Source organism: Streptomyces sp. BK239 (genome assembly GCF_004217285.1).
Lineage (GTDB): Bacteria > Actinomycetota > Actinomycetes > Streptomycetales > Streptomycetaceae > Streptomyces.
In genome coordinates, this window is sequence record NZ_SHKS01000001.1 from 37,645 (window position 1) to 50,723 (window position 13,079).

A 13,079-nucleotide genomic window follows, 5' to 3' on the forward strand; every position below is an offset into this window, starting at 1 on the left:
TGAAGAGGACCCGGCCTCACAACGGCCGACCGCCGACGCCGGCCCGACCGCCGCCCGCGGCCGGGCCTGGCGACCGCCGCCGCCCCGGCCCGGACCGCCGCCCCGGCCGGCCCCGGCTCACATCGGCGCCAGCACGCCCTCGTCGTCGGCCGGCGAGGCGGGCGAGGTGGGCGGGAGAACCGCCGTCGGGGTCTGCTCCGGCAGCGGCTCGCCCAGCAGCAGCGTCCGTACGACCCGCTCGGCCGCCCGGCCGTCCTCCCACACGCAGAACCGCTCCCGGAAGCCCGCCCGCAGCCGCGCCGACTCCTCGTCCCGCCAGCCGCCCGAGGAGAACAGCCAGGTCAGATCCCGGTAGCTGCGCGAGACATGGCCGGGCGCGTCGGCGGTGATGTCGAAGTAGGCGCCCCGGCTCGCCTTGTAGACGTCCCAGTCGTCGGCGTGGACGACGATCGGCCGGTCCAGGTTGGCGTAGTCGAACATCAGGGCCGAATAGTCGGTGACCAGCACGTCGGCGGCGAGCATGACGTCCTCGACGTGCGGCTCGTCCGTCGCGTCGACCAGGATTCCGCGCCGGTGCAGATCGCTGAGCCCCAGGCCGCGCGCCGGGCCGGTCGCCAGGGACGGGTGCAGCCGCACCACGAGGGTGTGGCCCTCGCCGAGGTCGGCGGCGAACCGGGCCAGGTCGATCCGGTCCACGTGCCCGCCGCGCCGGTACTCGCGGCGGGTCGGCGCGTACAGCACGACGGTGTGACCGGCGGGGATTCCCAGCCGTGCGCGCACCGCCGCCCCGTCCGCCGGACCGGCGTTCACCAGCACGTCGTTGCGGGGGCTGCCGGTCCGCACCGACGTGAAGTGGCACGGATAGGCCCGCTCCCACACCAGCTCGGAGTGCGGGTTGGCGACCAGGCTGTAGTCCCAGCGGTCGGCGCGGCGCAGCATCTGCGGCACGTCCACCCCGTGCCGGGCACCGGGCTTGGTGAGCAGGTCGGCCGCCATGTACTTCAGCGGGGTGCCCTGGTGGGTGTGGATGTGGACGCTGCCGGGCCGCTTGACCAGCGTGCCGGGCCAGTTGACGTTGTTGACGAACCAGCCGGCCCGCGCGGTCACCCGCCGGTAGTCGGGGGAGTCCAGCAGCACGTGCTCGACGTCCTCGGGGAGCAGCGCCGCGGTCTCCTCGTCGCGCACGACCCACACCCCGCGCAGCGCGGGGGCGATCTCGCGGGCCGCGCGGTAGACGGCGGCGGGGTCGCCGAGCACGCCGCGGTGCGAGAACGCCGAGTACACGACGAGTTCGCGGTCCGGAGCCCGGCGCGGCCGGGCGGCCGTCAGCCCCCGGCGGGCGCGTCCCGCGGCCGCCCTGCGCGCCGACGCCCCCCGCCGGGCCAGCTCACGGCCCGCCCGGCCGGTCTGCCGCCGCACCCGGTAGACGGCGTACGGCTGCCGCAGCACCCGCAGTTCGGCGGGCGTCGGCTCGCCGGGCGGCTGGTGGCGCGCGAACAGCTCGGCGGTGCGGCGGAAGAACTCGGCCTTGTCCTGTGGCGGCAGCCGGTCCGGCTTGGCGAGGATGTCCAGACAGTGCTCGCCCATCTTGCGGTGCAGATAGGGCCGCCAGGACGCCAGCTCCGGGCGGGAGTCGACGAACGCGAACACCCGCTCGTACTGGTCGTGGATGTCGAAGTGCTTGCGGCTGGTGGTGGACAGGATGTTGCCCTGCCGGCGCTGGCGGTAGTTCAGGCAGATCCGGTCCAGGGCGGCGACGCGCCCGGCGCTGAGCATGACCGGGAACGTCCAGGGGGTGTCCTCGTAGTAGCCGGGCGGGAAGCGGAAGCCGTACTCCTCGACGAAGCCGCGCCGGTACACCTTGTTCCACACGACCATCAGCAGGTCGAGGATCTCGGGGCGCTGCGCCGCGGTGAACACGCCGTCCCCGCACTCGGCGAGGATGTGCGCGAGGGCGTTGCGGCGGGTGCCGCCCCACCAGTACGTGCGCGCGTAGTCGAAGACGAGCACGTCGGGATCGCCGCTCTCGTCGAGCCGGTCGGCCATCGCGTGCAGCGCGCCCTCGGTGAGGGTGTCGTCGCTGTCGAGGAAGAACAGGTAGTCGCCGCTCGCGTGCGGCAGACCGGCGTTGCGGGCGCGCCCGAGGCCGACGTTCTCCGGCAGGTGCAGGACCCGCACGCGGTCGTCGCGGGCCGCGTACTCGTCGAGGATCGCGCCGCAGCCGTCGGGTGAGCGGTCGTCGACGGCGATCACCTCGATGTCGCGGTACGACTGCTCCAGGACCGAGTCGAGGCACTCGCGCAGGAAGCCCTGCACCTTGAAACAGGGGACGATGATGCTGAAGCGAGGCACTGCTGGGGTCAGCTCCTTACGAAGGTGCGGGCGGCGGGGGCCGGGGTGCGCTCGGCGAGGGGGCGCACGGGCGGGATCGCCTCCGGAGGTTCGCCGAGCAGCACCCGCCGCACCACGCGCTCGGCGGCCCGGCCGTCGTCGAACTGGCAGAAACGGGACCGGAACGCGTCCCTGAGGGCCTGGGCCGAGGCCGACGCGTAGGAGCCGTCCCTGAAGAGGCGCGCCAGCTCCTCGGGCGTCCGGGCGACCGCTCCCGGCGGCTGGGCCATCAGGTCGAAGTACACGCCCCGGGTCTCGGTGTAGACGTCCCAGTCGTCGGCGTACACGACGATCGGGCGGTCCAGGTTGGCGTAGTCGAACATGATCGACGAGTAGTCGGTGACCAGGACGTCGGCGGCCAGGCAGACCTCCTCGGTGGAGCGGTGCCCGGTGACGTCGATGACCCGGCCGGTGCCCGCGCGGGTGCCCCGGTCGTAGAAGTAGTGGGCGCGCAGCAGGACGACGACGTCGTCGCCGGCGGCCTCGCAGAACGCCTCCAGGTCCAGGCCGGCGCCGAAGCCGCTCTCGTAGTCGCGGTGGGTCGGCGCGTACAGGACGGCCGTCTTGCCCTCCGGGACGCCCAGCTCGCGCCGGATCCGGGTGACGTCGTCCGCGGTCGCCGTGCAGAAGACGTCGTTGCGCGGATAGCCGTACTCCAGCTGCTCGTAGGAGCCGGGGAAGGCGCGCTCCCACATCTGGGTGGAGTGGGTGTTGGAGGAGAGGTTGTAGTCCCAGCGGTCCACCCGGCCCAGGAGTTTGGTGAAGCTGCCGGTCGCGGCCGCGACCACCGGGTACGTCGACTGGTCGACGCCCATCTTCTTCAGCGGGGTGCCGTGCTGGGTCTGCACGTGCACGCTGCCCGGGCGTTTGACGACGCCCTCGGCGAAGTTGGCGTTGTTGACGAGGTACTTGGCGCGGGCCAGGACCTGCCAGGCGCGGCGGCTGCCGAGGACGGCGTACTCGACCCCGGCGGGCATGGCGTGCGCCTGGTCGGGTTCGACGAGGAACACCTGCCGGATGTGCGGGGCGAGTTCGGCGGCCTTGGCGTGGATCGCCGCCGGGCTGCAGGCGTAGCCGCGGCCCCAGTAGGCGCAGTACACAGCCAGGTCGGGGTCGATGGGCCGGCGCAGCTGACGCCGGTAGTACAGCCGGGTGCGCAGGCCGGCGGGGCGCGGGAGGCGCTGGGCGGCGGCCGAGGCCCGCTGGTTCGCGCCGCGCAGCGCGCGGAACGCCGTGTACGCGCCCGCCGCGAGCAGCCGGTGCTGCACGCCCACGCTGCCGCCGGGCGTGCGGAAGCCGTCCGGCCGGTGCCGGCGGTGCAGTCGGCCGGCCCGGCGGAAGAACGCCCTGCGGCTCGCTCCCGGGAGCCGCGCCGGATGCGCGGCCGTCCTCAGCACGAGCGCGAAGAGCTGCTCGAACAGCGGCCCCGACCGCCGCTTCGAGAGCCCCTGTTCGGTGGCCGTCCGCAGCACCAGGTCGACCTGGTCGAGGAGTTCGGCGTGGTGCGCGCCCGGCAGGTTGATCCGGCTGCCCTGTCGGCGCACATGGTGCCGTACGACGACCGAGCGCAGGACCGCGACGCGCTCCGCCCGCACGGTGACCAGCCCCCCGAAGCCGAGGTCCGTGAAGTGACCTTCGGGGAAGGCGAGTTCGTGCTCGGTGAGGAAGTCGTGCCGGTAGGCGGTGCCCCACACGGGCAGTTCCACGCCGGTCACCCGGGGGGCTTCGCCGGGGGCGAAGGCGCCCTTGGGGGCCCGCGCCAGCAGTGGCGCCGCCGGGTTGGCCGGCTCACCCTCCCACCAGGGGGTGCGCTCGTGCTCGGCGTACAGGACGTCGACGTCGCCCGTCCGTGTCAGACGGGCGTCCAGGGCGGTCAGCGCGCCCGGGGCGAGGGTGTCGTCGCCGTCGAGGAACAGCAGATAGACGCCGGTCGCCGCCCGCATCCCGGTGTTGCGCGCCCCGGCGAGTCCCGCCGACGGCGGGGAGTGCACCGCCGTCACCCGGGAGTCCCGCTCCGCGTACCCGGCGGCGACGGCCGCGGCCGGGGCGTCCGGTGCGTCGCAGACCGGGATCAGCTCGAAGTCGCCGAAGGACTGGGCGAGGACGGAGTCCAGCGCCTGGGACAGCCGGCCCACGACCCCGTGGGACGGGACGATGATGCTGAAGCGGGGCATTCTGCTCTTTCTCTGTCGGTGGTCGCCGGGACCCGGTCCGCGCGGGCCGCGACGAGCCGTGGGCGTCGGAGGGCTCCCGGAAGGGCAAACGGCGTCAGAGGCGCACGGTGACGGCGGCGGCGCCGGCGGATCGCGGCTCGGCGGCGAGCGGCGGGCGCGGCTGGGCCCCCGGTGGCGCGGCGGGACGCCGGACGCGGGCAGGGACCGCGAGGCCGGTGGACGGGCGCTGCGGGGCCCGGTCCACACCGAGTCGGAGGCGCCGGGCGCGGCCCCGGCGGGGCGGCTCGTGCCCGGAAGGCGTCCGTGTGTACGGGAGGTGCGCCGAAGGGCCGACGGGAGCGGACGGCCGTAACCGGATCCGGAGCCGCGGTCGGTGGCGGGCTGTGCGGGCCGCCGCCCGCAGCGCCCGGCGGGCGCGGTGCGTCCTCAGCCGGGTGACGGTGTGCCGCCGCCGGGCCCGGGGCGGGACGGGCGCGCCCGGCATGCCGTGCTGAGGCCGGGCGGTGGGGGAGCCGAGGCCGTGGGCCCGCCGCCGGCGCGGGCGCACACGAACCCGGGGCGGCACGGAGCCGGGGCGCTCGGGCCGCGGGTACCCCCGAACCTCCGACGCGGGGACGGTGACACTGAACCTGGGCAAAACACATCCATGGGTCGGCGCGGGCAGAAGACAGGGCCTTGCCCGGGAACGGCCGATGGAGTGACTTGGTTACGTTCGCCTACTGCATCCGGGGGACACCGGGTGAACGGCGGGGGCGGCCTGTTGACGGCCCACCCCCTGGGCCGCCATCCTGTCCGCCCCCTGCCTCACCCCCCTTGCGCCGCCCCTTACTTGACCGCGCCGGCCATCACGCCGGACACGAACTGCCGCTGGAACGCGAAGAACACGGCCAGCGGGATCACCATCGAGATGAACGCGCCGGGCGCCAGCACGTCGATGTTGTTGCCGAACTGCCGTACCTGCGTCTGCAGGGCGACCGTGATCGGCTGGCTGTCCGCGTCGGTGAACACCAGCGCGACCAGCATGTCGTTCCACACCCACAGGAACTGGAAGATGCCCAGGCTCGCGATGGCCGGACCGCCCAGCGGCATCACGACCCTTGCGAACAGGCGCAGTTCGCCCGCGCCGTCGAGGCGGGCCGCCTCCAGCAGCTCACGGGGGATCTCCGCGAAGAAGTTCCGCAGCAGGAACACCGCGAACGGCAGACCGAAGCCCACATGGAACAGGATCACCCCGAGTACGGAACCGAACAGGCCGATGCTGCCGAACAGTTCGGCGATCGGGAGCAGCGCCACCTGCACGGGCACCACCAACAGGCCGACCACGCCCAGGAACCACCAGTCCCGCCCGGGGAACTCCATCCAGGCGAACGCGTATCCGGCGAGCGAGCCGACGACCACCACCAGGATCGTCGCCGGGACCGTGATCAGGGCCGTGTTGACGAGGGAGCCGGTGATGTCGTCGTTCTCCAGCAGCCGCCGGTAGCTGTCCAAGGTCAGCCGGGACGGCTCCGCGAACACCTTCCACCAGCCGCTCGCGCTCATGTCCTCCGGGGTGCGCAGCGAGGAGATCAGCAGCCCGATGGTCGGCACCAGCCAGAACAGGCCCACGAGGACGAGGAAGACGCGGACCAGGCCGCCGTTGAGCCTCTCGACGACCCGCGAGGCGAACGACCGCCCGGCTCGCGCGTCCGTCGTCCCCCCGGTCTCGATGTGGACGATCACCGCCGCACCTCCCGCCGCAGCCGACGCACGTTGAACCACATCACCGGGATCACCAGCAGCAGCAGGAACACCGCGATCGCGCTGGCCACGCCCGGCTGGTCCTCGGAGAAGCCCTTGCGGTACAGCTCCAGGGCGAGCACGTTCGCGTCGTCCTGCGAGGAGCCGGGGGCGATGATGAAGACCAGGTCGAACACCTTCAGCACGTTGATCATCAAGGTGACGGCGACCACCGCGAGAACCGGTGCCAGCAGCGGCACGGTGATCCTGCGGAACACCTGCCACTCGTTCGCCCCGTCGACCCGCGCCGCCTCCATCAGCTCCCGGGGCACGCTCGCCAGCCCGGCCGCGATCAGCACCATCGCGAAACCCGCCCACATCCAGATGTACGAGCCGATGATCGCCGGCGTGACCAGTGACGGGCCGAGCCAGTCCACGCCGTTGTACGCCTCCTGGAAGTTGCTCGCGGGCAGCCGCAGCCGCGCCCCGTCGGCCGCCGCGGGCAGGGTGAAGCTGCCGTCCGCCGCGGCCGTCGTGGAGGCGACCACCCTGCCGTCCTTGACCGCCTCGATCCGCATCCCCGGATAGCCCAGCTCGGAGGCGTCCGGCTGCCCCGGCCTGCCGACGCCCTTGCCGCGGGTGAAGTCCTGCCATGTCGAGCCGGTGACCCCGCCCGGCTTTCCCGCCGGCAGGACGGCCCGCTTCGCGTCGTCCGGCATCAGGTCGGGCGCGACGCCCACCAAGGGCAGCGCCACCGAGTCGCCCATGCGGACGGGCGCGCCGGTGACGAACCCGCCGCCCTTCACCGGCTCCAGCGGCGAGTTCCGCCCCGGGTGCGCCTTGGGGAACGCCGACGACTGCGCGAACGTGTCGTGCACGCCGACCCACACCGCGTTCGCCACGCCCTTGTCCGGGTCCTGGTCGTAGACCAGCCGGAAGATGATGCCGGCGGCGAGCATCGAGATCGCCATCGGCATGAAGACGACCAGCTTGAACGCCGTTCCCCAGCGCACCCGTTCGGTCAGCACCGCGAAGACCAGACCCAGCGCGGTCGCGACCGTCGGCGCGAACACCACCCAGATCACGTTGTTCTTGAGAGCGGTACGGATGCCGTCGTCCGTGAACAGCGTTCCGTAGTTGTCGAATCCGGCGAACCCGTCACCGGACTGGTCGTAGAGACTGCGCACGAGCGAGTACCCGATCGGGTAGACCACGAGCGCGCCCAGCAGCACCAGGGCGGGCAGCAGGAACAGCGCTGCCACGGTCCAGCGCGTGCCGGTCACGCTCTTGCGCGACCCGGGGGCGGCGGGGGAGGCGTCCCTCGCCGCCGTGGCGGACGCCATCGCCTCAGCCGCCGTACGCGGCCGCCGCGTCGGCCTCCAGCCTCCGCTGGGTGCCCGCGACGTCCGCCGGGTTCTTCAGGAAGTCCTGCAGCGCCTTCCACTCGCCCTTGCCGGGCGTGCCGCCGAAGGCCTGCGGGGCCTGGTCGGACATGTCGAAGCGGAAGTCGTCGCCGGCCGCGACCAGCGACTCGGCGATCTTGCGCTGCACGTCGTTCGGGTAGACGGAAGGGTCGAGGTTCTTGTTCGGCGAGAGATAGCCGCCCAGCTTGGCCTGGATGGCCGCCGCGTCGGGGGAGGCGAGGAAGGTCGTCAGCGCCTGCGCGCCCTCGGAGTCCTTCAGGATCACCGCCGCGTCACCGCCGGACACCACGGGCGCGGTGTCGCCGGCCTTCGGGAACGGGAACACCTTCGCGCCCGTGCCGACCTTGACGCCCGCCTGGACGATGTTCACCTGCGCGAAGTCGCCCTCGTAGACCATGGCGGCCTTCGGCTGGTCGCCGCCGGTGAAGGTCTGCGTCACCGAGGCCGGGAAGTCCGTCTGGAGCGCCCCCGCCGCGCCGCCCGCGACGTAGTCCTTCTTGCCCCAGACCTGCGCCAGCGCGGTCAGCGCGTCCTTCACGGACGGGTCCGTCCACTTGATCTCGTGCTTGGCCAGCTGGTCGTACTTCTCGGGGCCCGCCTGGGAGAGGTACACGTTCTCGAACCAGTCGGTCAGGGTCCAGCCGTCGGCGCCGCCCACCGAGAACGGCGTGACACCGGAGTCGTAGACCGTCTGCGCGGTGGTGAGCAGCTCGTCCCACGTCTTGGGCTCGGCGGCCCCCGCGTTCTCGAAGACCTTCGCGTTGTACCAGAACAGCGACTTGTTGGCGGCCTTGTAGTACACGCCGTACTGCCGGCCGTCGATCTTGCCGATGTCCTGCCAGCCCTGCGAGTAGTTCTTCCGGAGCTCCTTCAGGGCGGCCGCGCCCAGCGGCTTCGCCCACTTCTTCTCCACGGCCTGCTTGATCGCGCCCGGCTGCGGAAGCAGCGCGACGTCCGGGGGCTGCCCGCCCGCGACCTTCGAGCCCAGGAAGTTGATGATCGGGTCCTGTGCGGGCACGAACGTCACCTTGGCGCCCGTCCGCTTCTCGAACTCCGCCAGCACCTTCTTGAAGTTGGCCTGTTCGGCGCCGGTCCACACGGCGGCGACCTCGAGCGTCGTGCCGTTCAGCTTGGGGAGGGTCACGGTGCTGCCCGGGTCCTTCGCCGGGCTGCTCTCGCTCGCGCCGCTCTTGTCGTCGTCTCCGCCGCACGCGGTGAGCGAGAGCGCGAGCGCTCCCGCCAGGATCGCGGCGGCCGTCTTCACGGTCCTGGGTGTCCGGATGGTGTCGCTCCTGCGCATCACTGCCCCGTTCTTCGTCCTCGTCGAACGTCGAGCGCTGTCCCGTGGCACTGGTCTACGCCGGGCACCGGGGGTCGGCAAGAGCGCCTGCCCTGTCAAGCGGCCGATTGTGACCGCGTCGTGACGGGGCGCGTCCGCCGCCCCCGTCGTCGAGCGCCGGATGCGCTCGCCACCGCCGAACAGGTGACGGGCCCCCAGGCTGCGCGGCCCCTCGTCACAGGAGGGACGGGACCTGCGCCGCCGACACCTCCCGGGCCGCCCGTTCCAGGGCGCTCGCCAGGAGGGCGAGGTCGGTGGGCCCGTTGCCCAGCTCCCGCACGGGGCGGCGGGCCGGGGGATCGCCCATGCGCTGCCACTCGAGGGGGACCACCGTGGGGCGCAGGGTCGCCGTGCGCGGGATGCGGCCGGTGACACGGCCGGCCTGGAACGGGGTGAGCCGGCCGTCGGCGGTCCGCACCCGGCCGCGGCCCGGCACCGGCTCGTCCGCGCCCGATCCCGGCGGGTCGAGGACGATCCGCAGCGTCGCCTGCCGGGCCGGCTCCGACTCCGCCGTACGGCCCCCGGGGCCGGCGGCCGCCACCAGGTGCACCCCGAGCCGCTCGCCCTCGCGGGCCACCGCCTCCAGCGCGCGCATCACCGAGCCGGCGGCGGGCCGTCCGGGTGAGCCGAGGGCGGGCGAGACCAGCGCGTCCAGGTCGTCGACGACGACCACCAGCCGGGGCAGCGGCGGGGGCGCCTCGGCGCGCTGCCGGGCCGCCGCTCCGGGGCGCAGCCGCAGCGTCGAGCTGGGCGGGCCGTCCAGGTCGGCGGCCCCGCCCTCCTGGCCGCCCGGCTGCCCGCCGCCGTGACCGCTCGGCCCCCGCTGCGGGCCGATACGGCCCGACAGCGCGCGGTGCCGGTGCCACTCCGCGAAGTCCGCGCGGCCCACCAGCTCCGCCCGCCGCTTCAGCTCAGCGCTCAGCGACTGCGCGAACTCCCGCATGCGGACCGGGTCGTTGGCGGTGAGATGGGTCGTCACATGCGGCACGTCGGTGCACACGCGCAGACCGTCGCCCTGGCCCCCGCCGCTCTTGCCCGCGGTGTCCCGGCCGTCGATCAGGACGATCCCCAGCCGGTCGGGGCGCTCGGCGGCGGCCAGCGAGGCCACGACCGCCCGCAGCAGTTCCGTACGGCCGCTGCCGGGCGGGCCCTCGACCAGCAGGTGCGGGCCGTCGGCGGCGAGGTCGGCCGGGACCGGGCCGCGCGGGCCCGCCCCGAGGACCGCGCACGCCCGGCCGCCGAGCGCCCCGGCGTCGTCGGCCGCGTCCGCCCACCGCGCCATCAGGGACGCCGGGGTCGCCCGGGCGAGGCCCAGCTCGTCCAGGAGCCGTGCCGAGGGGGGCAGCGGCGCGGACACACGCGTGTGCCGCTCGCCGCCGGCGCCGTCGGGGCGCAGCGGGGCGAGCGCCCGCGCGAAGCGTTCGGCCCAGGCGGCAGAGACGGCGTCCACCGTGCCGACGGTGCCGTGGCCGACCGGTCCGGGCCGCTCCCCGTCCGGCCCCGCGGACCCCGGTCCCGCCGTCCCGGACGGCGCGACCCGCAGGAGCCGCAGCGCCGTGGCCACGTCGCCGCTGAGCAGCGCGACCGCCCCGCAGGCGCGGAACGTGGGCGCCGTCGCGCAGGCCGCCTCGTACGTCGTCGCCACCGGGGAGGCGGGGGAGGCGGAGGGCGTCTCCGCCAGGCAGACGACGTGTATCCCGGCGCGGGGACCGGCCGAGGCCAGCCGGGCCGTCGCCTCGCGCAGATCCGTGCCGCCGGGGTCGCCGTCCACGACCACGACCGTGTACGGGCCGGGGAAGCCCTGAGGGCCGTCGTCCGCCGCCGCCCAGGAGGGCCGGTGGGCCGCGCCGCGGGGCGCGGGGACGGGCGTGGGGGCGGCGGTCCTGGCGTCCGCGAGGTGGTCCTCCAGGCGGCGCATCAGCTCGTCGACGCGGGCTGCGGCCTGCTCGCGGTCGTAGGCCAGCAGGAGCCGGCAGTCCTGGCCGTGCCCCGGGCGCAGATGCGGGAGCCAGCCCAGCCACGACCACTCGGCGGCGCGTTCCTCGTCCGAGCGGGCCCGGTCCGTGCTGATCAGCACGATCTCCAGGGTGTCCGGGGAGTGCAGCGCGGCGAGCTGGGCCAGCACCGCGCGCGCCAGCCCGGCCAGCCGCGGGCGCGGCCCTGCCAGGCCCAGGGCGCCGACCTCGCGCAGTCCCGCCGTCACGGGGACGGCGGGCAGCAGGCCCGAGCCGTCGGGCGCCGCCCGGTCCGCCGTGCCGAGCCGCACCGCGAGCGCCTCGGGGTGACCCGGACCGCGTTCCCAGAGGCGGGGGCCGGGGCCGAGCGCCGTCAGCAGCAGCGCGGCCGGGTCCGGCCAGGTGTCCGGCACGGGGTACGGGGCGAGGACGGCGGGGGCGGGCGGGACGGCGACCGCGGGATCGGCCTCGTCCGGCTGTGCTCCGGCGGCGTCCTCCTGGGCCTCGCCGCGTCCGCCGGTCAGCCTCCGCGCCCACGCGGAGAGACCTCCTCGACGGCGGACGCCCGGAGGTATCTCGGTGCCGCGCAGGGGCGTGCCCTTGCGGCGGGAGGCGGGCTGGGGGCCGGTCTCGTCGTCGGGGTGGGCCGCGGAGGCCGGCGCGTACGGGGCGTCGTCGTCCTCGGCGGGCGTGCGGGGGTGGCCAGGGGGCGCGGGCGTGTGGGCTGCGTGCCCCTCGTGCCCCGGCGCGCCGGTGGTGAAGGAGCCGAGGCCGGACCGGCCGGCGTGCGTCTCACCGACGGGGGAGCGGTCCTCGGCGGGCGGGGAGGCGGGGCCGCCCCCCGGCTCCCCCGGCGGGAGCGACCCGGCGTGGCTCTCGATGCGCGGCGCCCCGCCCTGACCGGGAACCAGGGGCGTGCCCCCCGGGCGCGGTGCCGGCCGCCCCTCCGGGCCGGCCGGCGAGCCGCTCCAGTCGACCGTGCCGTAGGCGTGCCCGGTCGGCCCCGAGGGGACGCCGTCGGCCCTCGTGCGGTCGGCTCCCCGCTCGCTCTCGCGTGCGTGACCGTCGGCGGCCTCGCCGGCGCCCTGCGTCACGCGCGCGTGCGGCCCGTCCGGCTCGCCCTCCGCCGCGCGAAAGCGCGTCCCGCCGTGCGGCTGAGTCGCTCGGTCGCGCGCCCCGTCCGGGGCGTCGCCGTGCGTCACGCGTACGTGCCCCTCGCCGTCCGGCGTCGTCGGCACCCGCGCCCCCGGGCCCCCGGGCGGAGCCAGCCGCAGGGCGGACTCGCCGACCCTGAGGAGGGCCCCCGGCGGCAGGCGGACCGGGCGGGCCCGGACCGGGCCGCCGTCCAGGGTGGTGCCGTTGGTGGAGCCGAGGTCGGCGACGGTGACCCGGCCGTCGGGCGACAGCGTCACCGCGCAGTGCAGCCGGGAGACGTCCGGGTCGTCGATCGGGACGTCCGCGTCGGCCGAGCGGCCCACGCGGATCTGACCGCCGTGCAGCAGATGGACCCCGCCCGCGTCCGGGCCGGCGACCACGTCCAGCCGGGCCGGTGCGTCGTCCACCTCCGGATGCGGCTCGGGGTCGGCCGGGGCGCCCACGGCCAGCACCGCGCCGTCGGTCAGCGGCGGCTCGCCCAGCGTGCAACGCTGCGCGTCGAGCCGCTCCGCGCCCGCGTACAGCACGGGCTGCGCTCCCCCGGAGGGCGCGGCGCCGCTCTCCCCGGTGACCGCCGCGGCCAGCGCGGAGGCCACCGCGGCCAGCGCGGTGCCCGCGGGGGCGGTCACCAGCACGTCACAGCTCGCGCTGCGGCCGCGCGCCGTCGATCCCCCAGCGCGAGCGGAGTCGGGCGTGGCGGAGGGCGGGCATGTCGGGTCTACGACGGTCAGCCGGATCTGCATCGCCGTCAGCGGTCCCTTCTGCGCGGGCGCGGACTTCCCCCCACCCCTACACGAGCACACAGGCCAGTACTCCAGGCATCCTCGCACCTGTCGCCGACAACGCGCCCGCCTCCGAGCGGCAAGTGATCTTGATTGGTCGGCTCTGCCCGCAAAAGTGCCTGACAGACGTCGCGGGGACG

General features: G+C 75.0%; 6 protein-coding genes. All 6 read right to left on the reverse strand.

The window, feature by feature from the left end:
* Positions 1-117: 117 nt before the first annotated feature.
* Positions 118-2,352: a CDP-glycerol glycerophosphotransferase family protein gene (locus tag EV567_RS00165; protein WP_130436507.1), complete on the reverse strand. Its 2,235-nt coding sequence runs from the start codon at positions 2,350-2,352 to the stop codon at positions 118-120.
* Between the two features lie 8 nt (positions 2,353-2,360).
* Complete coding sequence (locus EV567_RS00170) at positions 2,361-4,565, reverse strand: bifunctional glycosyltransferase/CDP-glycerol:glycerophosphate glycerophosphotransferase (RefSeq protein ID WP_130436508.1); 2,205 nt, start codon at positions 4,563-4,565, stop codon at positions 2,361-2,363.
* An 825-nt stretch (positions 4,566-5,390) separates the two neighbouring features.
* Positions 5,391-6,287 carry a carbohydrate ABC transporter permease gene (locus EV567_RS00175; RefSeq protein WP_130436509.1) on the reverse strand — a complete coding sequence of 299 codons (897 nt, stop codon included), beginning with the start codon at positions 6,285-6,287 and terminating at the stop codon, positions 5,391-5,393.
* On the reverse strand, positions 6,284-7,627 hold the full coding sequence (locus EV567_RS00180) for a carbohydrate ABC transporter permease (RefSeq protein ID WP_207228640.1): 1,344 nt from the start codon (positions 7,625-7,627) through the stop codon (positions 6,284-6,286). Before EV567_RS00180 ends, EV567_RS00175 begins: the two co-directional genes overlap by 4 nt.
* Before the next feature lie 4 nt (positions 7,628-7,631).
* Positions 7,632-9,008: an ABC transporter substrate-binding protein gene (locus EV567_RS00185; RefSeq protein WP_130436510.1), complete on the reverse strand. Its 1,377-nt coding sequence runs from the start codon at positions 9,006-9,008 to the stop codon at positions 7,632-7,634.
* A gap of 214 nt (positions 9,009-9,222) precedes the next feature.
* On the reverse strand, positions 9,223-12,900 hold the full coding sequence (locus EV567_RS00190) for an FHA domain-containing protein (protein ID WP_130436511.1): 3,678 nt from the start codon (positions 12,898-12,900) through the stop codon (positions 9,223-9,225).
* Positions 12,901-13,079: the final 179 nt, after the last annotated feature.